This window comes from Parasporobacterium paucivorans DSM 15970, assembly GCF_900141895.1.
In the GTDB taxonomy this organism is placed as follows: Bacteria; Bacillota; Clostridia; order Lachnospirales; family Lachnospiraceae; genus Parasporobacterium; species Parasporobacterium paucivorans.
This window is the reverse complement of the sequence record NZ_FQYT01000014.1, coordinates 1-15,565: the sequence shown is the minus strand read 5'-3', so window position 1 is coordinate 15,565 and position 15,565 is coordinate 1. Positions and strand designations below refer to the sequence as shown.

The 15,565-nt window shown below is 41.3% G+C and carries 12 protein-coding genes; all 12 read right to left on the bottom strand.

The window, feature by feature from the left end; all coding sequences use genetic code 11:
- Window positions 1–89: 89 nt before the first annotated feature.
- On the bottom strand, window positions 90–1,547 hold the full coding sequence (locus BUA79_RS07260) for a S1C family serine protease (RefSeq protein ID WP_073993709.1): 1,458 nt from the start codon (window positions 1,545–1,547) through the stop codon (window positions 90–92).
- Between the two features lie 110 nt (window positions 1,548–1,657).
- Window positions 1,658–2,947: an LCP family protein gene (locus BUA79_RS07255; protein WP_073993708.1), complete on the bottom strand. Its 1,290-nt coding sequence runs from the start codon at window positions 2,945–2,947 to the stop codon at window positions 1,658–1,660.
- An 11-nt stretch (window positions 2,948–2,958) separates the two neighbouring features.
- Window positions 2,959–4,233, bottom strand: a complete 1,275-nt coding sequence (locus tag BUA79_RS07250; protein WP_073993707.1) for an LCP family protein — start codon at window positions 4,231–4,233, stop codon at window positions 2,959–2,961.
- A gap of 26 nt (window positions 4,234–4,259) precedes the next feature.
- On the bottom strand, window positions 4,260–5,663 hold the full coding sequence (locus BUA79_RS07245) for an undecaprenyl-phosphate glucose phosphotransferase (RefSeq protein WP_073993706.1): 1,404 nt from the start codon (window positions 5,661–5,663) through the stop codon (window positions 4,260–4,262).
- Between the two features lie 101 nt (window positions 5,664–5,764).
- Complete coding sequence (locus BUA79_RS07240; protein ID WP_094757361.1) at window positions 5,765–7,129, bottom strand: O-antigen polymerase; 1,365 nt, start codon at window positions 7,127–7,129, stop codon at window positions 5,765–5,767.
- Window positions 7,114–8,109 carry a glycosyltransferase family 2 protein gene (locus BUA79_RS07235; RefSeq protein WP_073993705.1) on the bottom strand — a complete coding sequence of 332 codons (996 nt, stop codon included), beginning with the start codon at window positions 8,107–8,109 and terminating at the stop codon, window positions 7,114–7,116. The genes BUA79_RS07240 and BUA79_RS07235 overlap by 16 nt, the downstream gene beginning before the upstream one ends.
- A 20-nt stretch (window positions 8,110–8,129) precedes the next feature.
- Window positions 8,130–9,785 (bottom strand): glycosyltransferase family 2 protein, encoded by a 1,656-nt coding sequence (locus tag BUA79_RS07230; protein ID WP_408633831.1) that lies wholly within the window; start codon window positions 9,783–9,785, stop codon window positions 8,130–8,132.
- Window positions 9,786–9,936: 151 nt separating this feature from the next.
- A complete protein-coding gene (locus BUA79_RS07225) occupies window positions 9,937–11,313 on the bottom strand; it encodes a glycosyltransferase (protein ID WP_207647327.1) in 1,377 nt (458 codons plus the stop codon).
- A gap of 95 nt (window positions 11,314–11,408) precedes the next feature.
- A complete protein-coding gene (locus BUA79_RS07220; protein WP_073993702.1) occupies window positions 11,409–12,503 on the bottom strand; it encodes an acyltransferase family protein in 1,095 nt (364 codons plus the stop codon).
- Window positions 12,500–13,951: a glycosyltransferase family A protein gene (locus BUA79_RS07215; RefSeq protein WP_073993701.1), complete on the bottom strand. Its 1,452-nt coding sequence runs from the start codon at window positions 13,949–13,951 to the stop codon at window positions 12,500–12,502. Before BUA79_RS07215 ends, BUA79_RS07220 begins: the two co-directional genes overlap by 4 nt.
- A 10-nt stretch (window positions 13,952–13,961) precedes the next feature.
- On the bottom strand, window positions 13,962–14,861 hold the full coding sequence (locus BUA79_RS07210) for a glycosyltransferase family 2 protein (protein ID WP_073993700.1): 900 nt from the start codon (window positions 14,859–14,861) through the stop codon (window positions 13,962–13,964).
- Between the two features lie 242 nt (window positions 14,862–15,103).
- The coding region (locus tag BUA79_RS07205; RefSeq protein ID WP_143147886.1) for an RICIN domain-containing protein at window positions 15,104–15,565 on the bottom strand (462 nt) is incomplete at its 5' end.

Below are 15,565 nucleotides of genomic sequence, written 5' to 3'. Positions count from 1 at the left end.
CTCTGCCTATAATTATATAGTATAACACTCCGCCTAACAAGAAAAAAAGATGCGGAAAACAATAGTCCTCCGCATCCAGTCTCATATTACTACTCTATTTGTCCGGTTAGTGTGATATTCAGTTCTTTTTCCACATATGCGTTGTCAGAAACTGTCATGATTTTTATGGGGATACTCTCGCCCGCTGAATAATATTCCAGCTGCGCCTGCAGATCCGTCATGCTTGAAACGGTCTGACCGTCCAGTTCCGTGATTACATCCGACTGCTTGATTCCCGCGGCCTTGGCGGCTCCACCATCGATTACCTGTACCACGTACACGCCTTCCGGTATATTGTACGCCTGGGAAAGATCGGATGAGACATCCCTGCCATATATGCCCAGATATCCTTTTTGGGATTCATCCACTTTGTTTTTGGTTTCTGCCGTAATCAGCTGGTTTATGATTTCCGACTTGGAAGAAATCGGTATTGCAAAGCCCATGCCTTCCACTGCGTTGGAAGAATACTTGGCTGCATTGATTCCAACAACCTCTCCCTTCATGTTCAGCAGCGCACCGCCGCTATTGCCGGGGTTAATGGCTGCATCGGTCTGTATGAGGGTCAGGGTCAGATTATCTACTGTCACCTCACGATTCACCGCACTGATGACTCCTGTCGTAACGGACTGTCCATAGCCTAAGGCATTGCCAATAGCGATGGCGCCTTCCCCGACTTTTACCTCATCTGTTGCAAGGGTGGCAATCTTGATCTGGGAAATCGTATCTGCATCAATCTCTGAAAGAGGTACTGCCACAACTGCCAGGTCTTCGCTGGCCTGTGCCGATTTGACTACTGCATTCACCTTCACATCATTCACAAACTGCACATAAAGGCTTGTTGTTCCTTCCACCACATGGTTGTTTGTGATGATAAGAAGCTCCGTGTCATTCTTTCCAATGATAATGCCTGAGCCGCTTCCGCTCTGTACTTCTTCAGACTGTCCGCTGTCAAGACCCGGGAAGTAGGAGCCGTAGTCCACGGTCTGGGTTGTGGTGATGGCCACAACAGATGGCATGACCTCAGCAACTATACCAGAAACATCCATACTGCCTGCAGAACCCGACGTTGTCCCGGTGGAATCTGTACTTCCGATTGTTGAATCTGTAGTCTCTATCTGCTGGGCTGAGCCGTCTCCAAAGAAGTGAGTCAGTCCGCTGTTCATTCCAAAGGAAGCTGCGCCTGCAACGATTCCAAAGATGAGCGCCAGGACAATCACCACGGCAAGCTTACTGAAGAAGCCGCCTTTTTTCTTTTCTCTTTTCACTTTTTTATCTTTCTTGCCGCTGCTTTTATCCTGGGGATTTGCCTCAGACGCAGGCTGCCAGGTGTAGGTGTTCGCAGATTCATCATACTTGCTGTAGCTTGGATCAGCAGCGGAACTTTCTTTGGCCGGTTCCGTGCCGGTTTCCGCAGCAGGCTCCGCTTCATTTGACTTGTCCGCTTCGGGAACGCTGTTCATGGTAAACCCGTTTCCCTCCACTATATCCTTGTTTTCATTTTCGTCCATACTGATACCCTCCTTAACTAAAATCTGGAATGTTATATAAGGTCAGTTTATCAGTCAATTGTGTACATTCTGTGATTACGTTGTGAAAAATTTTCGAATCCTGTACCCTTCTATTTTTCCGAATATACGCCGGTGATTTTGCTCAGTTTTGTACTGATTGTATCCACAGCTTCCGTAGGGACATAGCCGGCTGTTCCGAACAGATATTCATGCAGCAGGACAACGTTGTCATGCAGGTCCTGGGCAATGACGCAGTTTCCGGAATTGATATTTCCTGTGGTCAGGACCGTCGGGAAGCCGCTGCTTCCTACCAGAGTCGCGTCCACTGCCGCCGGCATGAGGTCGAGGATTTCGTCCATGCTCAGACTCGATGTGATGAACTTGTTTTCCGCGCTGCTTTGGGCAAAGAGGGTCTTTGCCACATCCAGCATCTGTTTTGGACCGGCAGATTTCATTCTTGCAAAGATCTGTTCCAGAACAAGCCTCTGTCTTGCTGCACGTCCGTAGTCATCATTTATGGCATTGCCGTCTGCATCATAGAAGGTAACGTACCTTATACGGCAGTAAGCGGTAGCCTGAAGGCCTGTAAGATGGACCGCTCCGTACTCTGTGACGTTCAGAGTGGTCATTCCGGTAACTTCTCTGGTTTCCCCCAGATAATTGTTGATCCACTGCATCTCGTCTTCTGTTATGGTGACATCCATTCCGCCCAGGGCATCCACGATATTGGCCAGCCCAGCAAAATTCACCACTGCATAATCCGTGATATTCATATCCAGGTTCTCGTTCAGCATGTTGATGGTTGTCTCTATCCCGCCTGCGAACATGGCGTCCGTAGCCTTGTTATAATGCACTTCGCCATCTACGGTATATTTCATGGCAGTATCCCTGAATACGGAGGACATCTTGATTTCCCCAGTTTCATTGTTAATGCTGAATATGATGATGGAATCCGAATGGGCGCCCTTTCCGAGGCTTCCGTCCCTGGAATCCCCGCCAAAAAGCGCAATGTTTGTGTATGCGTTGCTTATGTTCAATCCGCTGTTGGATGAGATCGCGCTGCTGTCAAATTCCTTGTCCTGGATATTGGCCTCATAATCACTTCCAATCATGGAGCGGATGACCGCCCGACCCGGGGCACTGCCCACAAAGGCTTTGACAAGAGATTTCTTGCCGTCCGGCAGCAGGACCATGGCTCCGACGGCGATCAGGGCCACCAGAAGAAGAATCTCCACGACCAGAATTGTCCGTTTAATACGTTTTTTCTTTCTGCGTCTCCTCAGCTTCTCCGCCCGGATGCGTTCCGCTCTTAATCTCTGTCCCCGGTCCAGGGCCGGACTTTCACTTGGTGCCTCCGGCACACGGCTTCTTATGTCGTTACTTTTAATTTCTCTGTTCATTTCGTCTCCTGTCAGTTCGCGCTCGATTCTGTTTCTGCGTTCGTCTCCGGCTCAACGCCCGTCAGCGTAATCAGTATGTCATTTATTTCCTGCACATTCTTTGTCGGCACATAATCTGTAGTACCGAATAGAAATTCGTGGAGCTGGGTCACATTTCGTTCCAGTCCTTTGACAAACACACAGGAAGGCGCTTTATTGTACAGGCTCATCTGCTTTCCGTTCCGGTATACAACAGGATTGTAGAAGGTACCAGAGGTCAGCTCCGTAGGGAATCCGGTCGTACCCGTTATATTGAATTTGATAGCAGTCGGAATAAGCTTCAGGATTTCGTTCAGATCCATACTTGTAACCAGGAACTTATCATCCCCGCTGTTTTTCTTAAACAAAGCATTGGCAATCTGCAGCATTTCGCTGGCTCCGGCGGATTTCGCCTTTTGGAAAATATTCATCAGAACCAGTCTCTGCCTTGCTGTCCTGCCGTAATCATTATTTACTGAGGTGCCGTCTTCATTGTAGAAAGCTACCTGACGGATACGCGAGTATGCCGTAGCCTGCAGTCCGGTCAGATGGACCGCCCCCGATTTCGTGACGTTCAGAGTGGTCATCCCGGTAACTTCCCTGGTTTCACCCAGATAATTGTTGATCCACTGCATCTCATCCTTCGTGATGGTTACATCCATCCCGCCCAGGGCGTCGATGACATTTGCCAGGCCGGCAAAATTCACCACTGCATAATCCGTAATATCCAGATCCAGATTCGCATTCAGCATGTTGAGGACCGTCTCCGTATTGCCGTACGCATTGGCATTTGTGGCTTTGTCATAATAAACATCTCCATCCGCCACAAATTCCAGGACCGTATCCCTGTATACCGAAACCATTTTCACTTCACCGGTTTTGTTATTCATACTCACGATGATTGTAGAATCAAAATGGGCTCCGCTCGTCAGATCGCTCCCTCTTGAATCCGAACCAAACAGCGCAATATTTGTGTATTCTTCCCCGATGTTGAGATTGTCGTTTTTATCCACGTTATCCGAATTAAAATTCGCATCCTGCAGGTACTTCTCATAATCGGAACCTATAAAAAAGCTTATCAAAGCTCTTCCAGGAGCGCTGGATGTCATGGAACTGATCAGCTTCAATTTTGCGTTCGGTATTAATACCATCGCTGCAGCAAAAGCCAGTACGAGAATTATAATGATCTCGGCAACCAGCAGCGCTGTCTTTATTTTTTTGTTTCTGCCAGTACTGGCTTTTTTGTATTTTCTGCGTCTTCTACTCATAGATATCCTTTCGGTCAAATCGCCTGCTAATATGCATTTTTATTTATAAATCCCTTGAAAACAGTCAGGAACATTATCTTGAAATCAAATCCAATGGTCCAGTTTTCAATATAGTACAGATCATACTCAATCCTTTTCCGGATGGATGTGTCCCCCCGGAAACCATTTACCTGTGCCCAGCCGGTCAGACCCGGCCTTACCTGGTGTTTGATCATATAACGGGGGATTTCTTCCTTGAATTTTTCTACAAAGAAAGGCCTTTCCGGTCTTGGTCCCACCAGACTCATGTCTCCCTTCAGGATATTGAACAGCTGCGGGAGTTCATCTATGCTTGTCCTTCGGATGAAGCTTCCGACCGGGGTAACCCTGGGGTCGTTCTTCTTCGTCCACGCCTTCTTTTCTTCTTTCTCATTCTGGACTTCCATGGACCTGAACTTGTACATTTTGAAAGACTTGTTATGAAGCCCCACTCTCTCCTGGGAAAAGATCAGCGGCCCTTTTGAGGTCACCTTTATCAGGACGGTTATCACAAGCATCAGAGGAGAGGCCACTATGATACCTGCCAACGAGCCCAGTATATCTACACCCCTTTTTATAATCCGGTAATAAGTGTTCGTCAAGGGGACGCAGCGGATGTTGACGACAGGCAGTCCCATCAGATCTTCAATATAGGGTCTGGTAGGAATGATGTTGTTATAATCCGGTACGAACTGGGTATGCACTCCCGACTTTTCGCACAGTGCTACAATTCTCTCCAGTTTGCCGTATTCTTCCAGTCCCAGCGTTATGGCTATCTCCGACAGCTTGTTTTCCGGAAGGATTGTCAAAAGATTCCGAATGGATCCCAAAACCTTAATCCCTTTGTATTCAATGCCTCTTTCCAGGTTGTCGTCCAGTATGCCCCTGATTTCATAACCCCAGTGGGGATTGGCCTTAATGCGGTCTATATAGCCTTCTGTTGCCCGACTGTACCCCACAAACAGAATCTGCTTCACGTTGAACCCGCGGATCCTTGCCATGCGCAGGATATACCGGATTGCAATCCTGGTTGCCCACTCCAGCACAACTGTAATGGCAAAGAAGATCAGAACCATTGACCTGGAAAAATGTTCCTGCTTAATGATGAACAGGATAGTCAGAAAAAGCAGCAGTCCGAGTATATTCGGTTTCAGCAGGTTCGTCAGTTCGGCCCGGATCCGACGGATCCGCATCGGAGTATATACCCTGAAAAAGCTGTACAGCAGGAGGTATCCCGGCACAACGAAAAACAGTGCTGTCATATAGAACCTAAAATCAAGACCGGCATAATTACTGGTAATTATGCCGCTCCTGAATTTTATGAACCATGCCAGCAAATATGATAAAGCTATAATGACTGCATCTATCAGAACAAGTAGTCTGTTAAAAATTCTTTGATTATCTCTAATCATCTTACCACCAAACATTTCTTAATAATTTCATGTTTTATAATACATCATTCAATTATAAAGGGCAACTGGAAACAATGAACTTTTTTTTATTCACAAAATCTTCATACTTTCAGTTTCGGACTATTGGTGGCTGCTTTGCCGAGATACCTGACTGCAATATGCATCGCAACCATCGCACAGAAGTAAAACCATATTGTCGGGTTGCTGAACCAGGGTTCAAAAAAGGAAAAAAGAAGCAGATAGGTCATCAGACCCAACTCCATGTATCGTATGGGGTTATAGCTTTTCCCCCGTATTACTTTCAGCCTGGAGGATATGAACCCTAAAAGGACAGAAAGACCAATTATGCCTGCAATGCCAAAATCGTAATATACATCATACAGATACGTTCTGGTTGTAAGCTCAGTAATCGTCCTGTACTCCGGAAACGAAGGAATATGCAGCACGAATTTCAACCCGGTCAGTGCAAACACGGGGGCCAGAGACCGAATTCCATAAGAATGCTGTGCAATATTCTCGACCATCACATTAAAGTTATCATAATTATTCGCGATGTAGATATAGGGTTGGGAAATAAAAATCGGCACTGCGTTCTTCATCTGGTATATGGAATTCAGATAATCCACCCCATGATTTCTGGACACTGTAATAAACACATACAGCCCTACAAATACAACACCTCCAAGAACCAGATATCCGATTTTAATTCTGTCAAACAGCGTCAAAATGCAGAACCCTGCCATAAACACCGTCATAATCAGCAGCGATCTGGATACAATCAATACCGGGATCAGCAATGTGAGGAAGCTCTCCACCGAAAGTTCTATTATTTTCCTCTTTTTCCCCGGTCTGAACAGGGCAAAATAGATAACGGCAAGCGGAAAAACCAGCATGCAGGACACTGTAAAATAATGGATTCCTGAAATATGAAACTCCGAATACGCTTCCGGTTTGGAAGAGAATACCGGTATATACCGCAGTACAATTGCCTCCAGCACAAATGCCGCAACGGATAATACCGTTACAATCCGTATACAGAAAGTCAGACCTTTTTCATACTTCTCCGGACCCGGTTCCATTTCTTCTCCGACAATCTTTTCTGCTTTGACCCGGTTTCTGCCTATCCACTTTCCTAAATATTCATAGCTTAAGATGAAAGTAATATACGCAAGATAAAAGCAAACCCAGGTTATACTGTGCCAATCCTTCTGCAGATGACTCAGTTTCAGGCATGAAAGTCCCATTCCGCCAATCCATGCCAGGGAAAACACAGCCCGCATATCCAGCAGATTGAAGCCATCCTTATAGAAATAGTAAAAATAAAGGAAAGCCGCCAATAAAAGAATCACTATTCCTGATAATATGTAATTATGGTTCCTGCTCAACAGGAACCCTGCAACAAACAACACTATTGTCAATAGATATATCTTTAAATCTTTCATGGGCTCCTTTACCTTTTCAAGCATTTGAACCTCCTGCTCAAGACATCAATAACATAGATAAACGTATTTATAATCAGCTCGATTTCTATTCTGACATAATTAAAGAGATTTTTGAATCGGAATTTCACTTTCCTGCAATTCCCCAAACCGGACAGACCTTCTTTCAGTCCTTCCAGGTAATCCCTGCCGAAACCGATTTTCTTGAAATACAAAGCCTTCACGGCAAATCCAAGCAGCAGAAACAGGAAATTCAGTACCAGCTGGATGATCGGCATATTTTTGTAGTTCAGATAAATGGAGTTGCGCGCGGTCAGCTTCACTTTGAATGAGTTATATTTCGAACCGCTTGTTCCGCTCCCAACATGGTATACGATAGACTTGGAACAATACATATTTCTATACCCATATATTTTAGCCCGATACCCAAGATCCACATCCTCCAGATAAGCAAAATGAGCCGGATCGAGAGCACCGATTTCATCAATGACCTTTTTCCGGTAAATGGATGCGCCGCCGCAGGCAGAAAATATGGATTTATCTTTATTATATTTATATATGCTCTGGCCCGTGCCTTTTTGGAAGGCCCATCCCACTATCGCATACAAATCCCCCGCATCATCCATAACCTCCCGGTCATAGAAATTGATCATCTTGCTGTTGCAGGAGAATATCTTATCCGACTTTTCGATGGCCTTCACCAGCTCCCCGACAAAATCCGGTTCAACTTCCGTATCATTGTTGAGAAGTATGAAATAAGGACTCTCCGTGAGTTCAATGCCTTTATTGACAGCGCCGGTAAAGCCGTAATTCTTGTCCAGGCATACAAGATTCACTCGGGGGAACTTCTCCCGAATGTATTCTATGCTGCCGTCCGTGGAGGCATTATCCATGATCAGGATTTCATAATCCGGATAGTTTTGTTTTACGAGAGATTCCATGCAGGGTTTCAGGAACTTCAGGCCATTGTAGTTTGGGATTATAACGGTTACTTTGGGTTGTGTCACTTTTATTCCTCCAGGGATTACTAATTCGGTTTGAGGGAAAAATCAAATCTTTCGAGAGATAAGTTAGGGTTGTAGTAAGGATCTCCTTTTTCAAATATTTCTTTCCAGGATGACCTCAATATTTCCGTTTCATTTTTGAACCTTTGCATCTTTTCCGGGGTGTCTTCCAGCCCTCTTGACTTTGATTCGTAATGGTAAAGCTGTGCGTAAGGATTATAAACAACCAATTTTCCCAGCTTACGCACCTTCAAACAATAATCTATATCATTAAAAGCCACTTTTAGTTCCCTGGAAAATCCGCACACCGTATTAAAAACACTTTTCTTTGTCATCATGCATGCCGCGGTGACCGCGCTGTAATCCTGGGTGCTCATCGCCCTTGCGAAGTAGCCGTAATCATATCTTCCCTGTCCGACAAAGGCACTCCCAGCTGATCCTCCAAAACCTATAATGACGCCGGCGTGTTGTATCGTATCATTCGGATAAAACAATCTCGCTCCAACAACTCCAACATCACCCCTCATACAATATCCAAGCATTTCTTCAAGACAGTCTTCATTAATAATTTCAATATCATTATTTAGGAATAGAAGATATTCTCCTTTTGCAAACGTTACCCCGTAATTATTTATTCCGGAATAATCAAACTCACCGTTCCAAACGACTACGGATACATTGTCATATTTCCGGGTTATATCTTCATAATACCTGAAAGTCTCCGATTCGGTACTATTGTTTTCCACAATAACGCATTCATAGTTTTTATAAGTCGATTTGTTGAATAAAGAGGATAAACATTTATCTAAATCCAGCCGATGATCCTTGTTCGGGATAATAATGGATATAAGGGGATTTTCATCGCGCTTATATACTGTATGGTAAAGTCCATATAGTGGGCCATTCTCAACATATGCCTTTATTCCGACACGGTCATAATGTGCCTGAATAGCCCGCTTTCCTGCTTCAAATGCATACTTTTTACTTTCCGGGTTTTCCGCAGTCGATTCCGAATGACTCCTCCAATGATACAATATCTTTGGTATATGGTGAATCTTCCCTGCCGCTTCGATACATCTGAACATCAGGTCATAGTCCTGAGCACCCTCGTACTCCCTGTTAAAACCACCCACTTGCCCAAGCAGCTTAGATCGCACCACAAATAAGTGATTTATATAATTACAAGTCCTGAATAGATCAATGTTGAAATCCGCCTTGAAATGGGGCTGAAAGTATTTCTTCAAATCAAAAGAAACCTTATCCTCATCTGAATATACGATATCAATATCCATTTCATTATTCAGGCAGTCTGCAACCTCGAAAAGAGCATTTGGGGTCAGTATGTCATCGTGATCCATTAAAGCTATGAATTCTCCTGATGCAAGCTTCAAAGCCTCATTGGTGTTTTCTGAAATTCCCATATTATTGCTTAATATAACATATTTAATCCGATTTTCCCTTAAACAATATTCTTTCAATACCTTTTCAACAACAGCATCGCCACCACTGCCGTCCGCTATACACAACTCCCAATTGGAATATGTCTGTGATATAACTGAATCAATCATTTCACGTAGAAATTGTTCCGGTGTTTTGTACGCCGGAACAATTAAACTAATCTTTGGATTGAAATTGAAGTTCTGTACTCTTTGCAGGTCTAAAATTTCCAGGCTTGGCATATGGTTGAAAATCCATTTACTATAATCCACATTCCTCACTTTCAACCTTGCTCTAAACTTGTAATAAAAAGCAGAGGCGCCATTTTCGAAAAGAAAAGAAATAGCATTTTTCACCTTGTTTATCTTCATATAATCCTGTCCTTTTCTAAATTCAGAAAATTCTTTTGAGTCTCCTGAAAACTTTCCGGGCAAACTGATTTCCAGAAAATTTCAGAACCTTCTCAAGCATTTCCTCGGAAATATTATTTGATATCTGACCCGTTATTGTTATTTTGATTGGCTTGTCGTTAATAGGATTTTTGAAAACAATCTTAGGGTCCGGTCTGGAAAACAAAATTTTGCCTCCGAATAATTTCCCATTATGGGTACAGTTATTAATATTCAATTTTTCTATTTTTTCACTACCATATTCAATAAAGATATTTATGTTTTCAAACAGAAAAAGTGTTTCTTCACAAACATCAAATCTGATTTTTTTAATATCCACAACTTCTTCTGGAATCTCGAATTCAACATTTACACTCGGGCTTCTGTCCTTATTAAATTCATTGATACTGTTGCCCTCATTAAATCCTTTACCATCTGAGTAATACAATTTCGGAATAATTTGCGGTAACCGGCTGCTGCTAAGAGCCATCCCGCCACTATTTCTCATGGTTAAATCCATACATTCCTTCAGCCAGACTTCGGTAAGAGCAACCGGTGAAGATGCGAGTTTATTAATAACTTTTTCCCGGTTCTTATCCCATTCTTCCTTGTCGTGAAGGGTTGCTGAAGATTCTAAGTTTTCCCATAATCTGTAAATACCGGTCGCCACCTTTATATCAGTGATTCCACATATAAAAACAGTTCTCATTAAAAAATCCCAGTCTTCCGTTGTATCCAGCTCTTCATCAAAAATGATTCCAAATTCGTGAAAAGCAACAACGGGAAATGCCAGGCCTAACGTTGGACAGGAATTTATACTTAACTGATTGATAAACATAAACTCACTGCAATAATCTGCCTTCGGTTTCTCCACCGCTCTGAGGGCGTCCGGTTCATTATCATGTTTTACGGCCATCCATTTCTGGCTGAAAATATAGGAATGCAACACTGTACCCTGTTTTTCTTCGGATGTTTCATGGAATTCTTCCACCCAATCGTCAAAGACCAGATCGTCGTCATCCAGAATGGAAACGTATTTTCCATAAGCGCTAGCAAATCCAATATTTAAAGGCGTTGACCTATTCCCGTAATCCAATTTAATAAACCTGATTTTTGCCTTGATTTCATCTGTCTGTTCTTCTATTATTCGGTTCACTAAATCCAGACCATTTTCTGTCAGTTTGTGACCAATAAGTAGAATCTCAAAATCTGTATCCGTTTGTCCTGCAAGACACAGGAGAGTTTCACGCAAGGCTTCTGGTCTTTTACCCTGAGTTCTGGTGATTACTGACAAAAATGGTCGAGCATGTTCTATCTTTTTATTTTGCTCAATTATAGGAAGATATTTCTGTTCAAATAAACCATCGTTTTTTTTAGCCATTTGATCTGAAAGCTTATTCAGGTATAATTTTACTGGTGAATTATCTGAAAAATATTCATAATTATTTTTTATATTTTCGATTCCGCTGATGGAACTCATTCTCTACCCCTTCTAGTTTTAATTGTTTTAATCAGTTTTCGACCCATATCCTGAGCTGGCCTTTCAATGAAATGCCAGGATACTATCGCGCAAATCAATGCTCCCAGAATAGAAAACAGAAGATAATAATTAAATCTAACTTCATATTTTACAAGCAAATGCGTAAAAATTTGCTGTATCACAAATCCCCACAAATATATTCCATAGGAATAATCATTTTTAGAAAAACATTTGCTAAAAAATGCTTTTTCAGCAAATGCGAACGAAAACACAAAATATGGAAGCAATATCAATGTTAGAATTTCCATTTTTATATTGCCGAAATTCCCCAAGCAGACTGCTACAAAAAAGGCTATTGATGCAATCTGAATGTTTAAATATTTCTTCAGATCGATTAATGAAAACAAACCGCCAATAAAGAAGTAAACCCCAATATAAACCGCTTCGATAATGTTGGTTCCGTAAATTACAATAACTTTCCCTGGAAAATATTTTAGCAGAATAATCGACAATACACATACTCCGATAGTAACACAATAATAGATAATCTTTTTCCCTTTCATTCTGCTGAAAACATATACAATAAATGGGAAAATAAAATATAAAGCGAATTCAATTGGCAGAGTCCACAACGATCCATTCACGGCGTTTGGATAAATGTTATCTCCGAACACACCAGTCAATGAATAAACGGGGGATAAAAGAATATTTTTGTATAAATAAAAATATGTCTGGGAATTAGAAAAATATTCTGAAACAGGTACTGCGGTAAACATTGGACCGATAACAAACACCGTAATAACAATACAAAAAATCAAGGCCGGAAATATTCTAAATACCCTCTTAATTACATAATACAAAAATTGTTTTTCTCTTAAATAACTCTGAGTAACCAGGTATCCACTTATCAGCATGAATATTTTCACTGCAATAGTGGATACATTCTGGTTTAGCAATAAATTCTGATGTAATCCTAATAATGGAAACATATGTCCATAAATAACCATCACTGCTGCAATAAATCTTAAAATATTGAAATTATTTTTTCGTTCGTCATTGTTAAAAATGATCGCTGTTTTATTTGGATTCAACCTTTTCTCCTGCTGCTAATAATTTTTCTAAAAAAGCTCTTTTTTAAACGGCTATTACAGTATTGAATCATATTATCTGAAATATTCGTTGTCACCTCACCTACAAAAGCTATGCTGATCGGATCACATAATGAAGAAATATCAATGACCAATTGAGGATCAGGTTCAAGATATACAATTGTATCCTCAAATCTATGACCGTTGTGTCTGAATTCATTCATTGTTATTATGTGCCCTTTTCCTTTTATATCTGTTATGGTGATTGAAATGTGTTTTAGAATAACCATGCCTGCTTCATTTACATCAAACCGAAGTTTCTTTGCATCGGTAGGTATCTGGAATTCCGTGGAAAAGTAAGGATACTGGTCCATATTTTCACCAGAAATGCTATTTTTTTCCGTAAATCCTTTTCCATCATCATAATACAGTTTTGGATGAATTATATTTTTTCGAGTGTCAGCACTGATACTCTGTTGTTCGTTACAAAATTTTCCCGGATGTGTACATTCGCTAATCCATTTCTCATTTAATGCCACTGGACACTTTTCAAACTTCTGCAAGATGACTTCCCTGTTTTGTGCCCATTCTTTCTGGGTATGGAGCGTCGCTGAACTCTCAGCATTGGTCCATAGTCTATATATACCAGTTGCTGTTTTAATATCGGTTATGCCAGAAACAAAAACGGTTCTCATAAAAAAATCCCAGTCTTCTGTAGTGTCCAGATCTTCATCAAAGATTATTCCTAATTTTTTAAAAGTATTTGCCGGGAAAGCAAGTCCCACAGGAGGACATACATTCATATATAGTTGATTCTTTAGTATAAAGTCTTTGCAGTAATCCGTATTTGGTTTTGCAACAGCTCTTAGTCCTAAAGTGCTTTTATCAGTTTCAACTGTCATCCACTTCTGTCCGAATATATAGGCATGCAAAACAGTTCCTGGCCAGATGCCGGCTGCTTTATGGAATTCCTCAACCCAGTTGTCAAAAACAAGATCATCATCATCCAGAATAGCAATGTAGTCCCCATATGCGTTTGCAAAACCATAATTCAAAGGAGTGGTTCTGTTTCCATAATCCAGTTCCAAAAAACGGATTCTATTTTTTAATTCCGTCTCCTGTTCCTCGATAATATCGTCTACCAGACTGCTACCTTCTGATGCCAGTTTATGACCAATTATAAGTACCTCAAAGTCCATATCGGTTTGCCCGGAAAGGCATAAAAGTGTTTCCCGCAGTGCTTCCGGCCTCTTCCCCTGAGTCCTTGTAATTACTGACAAAAAGATTTTTTTCGTCTTTTCGGCATTAGCACGTGTTATAATTGGTAAATATTCTTCATGATACTTTGAATTCCCTTCTTTTGAAAGAATTTCTCGGATTCTATTGAAATAATTTCTTACTGGTGAGAATTCTCCCACTTCGCCCATTATATCTGTATAAATATTTTCCATAGTTAACCCCTTACAAAATATATCTGTTTTTAGAATAGAAATCTCCGTAGAAACGTGCTATTTTATGATTTTTATCTATCGGTTCAGGCAATTTCCCGCTGTTTTTTCTTTTCATAAATTCTTCAACTACTTTACGTTCTAATTCCCCACCCTTTTTAAATACTTCCAAGAGTTCTTTTACCCTGGAAGGATTCGACCATTTATATGCCATTAACACCGCTGCCTCCATGGAATAATATCTCTCAGCGCTTGTCGGCTGCCAGGAAGCATTATGTGATAGTCGTTTGGCATGGAAAACTGGCGCAAGTGGCTGGTAAATAATTGAAAACCCTTCTAACCTTAACCTCCAGGAAAAATCCAAATCATCACAATACAAAAAGAAAGTGTCAGAATCGAAACCTTTCAGATCTTTAAAAATACTGGTGCGAATTAATGCACATGCTGTCGTTGCCCAATCAGTTTCGCCAGTTTTTATATCATATTCTTTCTGGTGCTCCAATGGAGTCTGTCTGGCTTCCACCATACCTGTCTTGTCTAGAGCGAAAGGTTTGAATATTTCTCCCCAAAAATGTGCTGACAGAATTACATCCGGATTCATAATCATTATATAATCAGTATTACATGTTTCGGCTAAAATATTATGGCCTTTGGCTGAACCTGAATTGAATCCAAAAAATTTATATTCAAAACTTATATTCCTGCACAATTCCTCTTTGATATATTTTATATCTTTCTCCATAAAAACAGGCTCTGGAGACGCATCCCCATAGTATAATCTCAAATCACCAAGGAGTCCGTCAGCCTCTCTGTTTACGCGAACAGCATTATCGATGGCCTTGATGGCTTTATACAGAGACTCTTTTTCATTTTGAAATATTACAGACTGTATTTGGACTGAATTTTTTTGCATTTGTATACCTTCCAATTCATTGAATTATTTTCTAAAAACACGTTACCGCTAATATGCTAACACATATTAACAGTAAAGGCAAATAAAAATCGCCCTTTGTTTGTGCTAATATTTTCCTACTCGAAGTAATTTGAATAGGAAAAGTCTTCCATCAGGTCTACTAGACTATTCTGACCATAAGGAGGGATAAGTCGTAAGCGCTCACCCCTTCTTAATATATCTATTTTGTCATTAATCATAATTTACTCAACACGATTCAGATACCATTTCTGATTATTTCCACCATTTCCTGACCATTGAATTACATTGACTCCCTCGACCGTACCGCCTCCATAAACGTCCAGTACATATCTTGTGCTATTTTCAACAGCAAGTCTTGACATTAAAGAAATACTACCATCTGCATACTCTATGATTTTCCACTGCTGATTTGTTCCTCCATAATACGGCCACTGGATAACCTTTGTTCCTATGCTTGTTCCACCGCCATATACATCCATAGAGTAGGCGGGATTCAATACAGAAGTGATTTTATAGTATCCATTTCCCAGCGATTCGAATTTCCATTGCTGATTTAAGCCTCCATGCAATCCCCACTGGATGATGTTGGTTCCTATGTCTGTTCCTCCACCATAAATATCCATGACAAGGCCGCTGTTCTTGGACATTATGTAATAAGTTCCGCTCCGGTCATTTTGCCAATT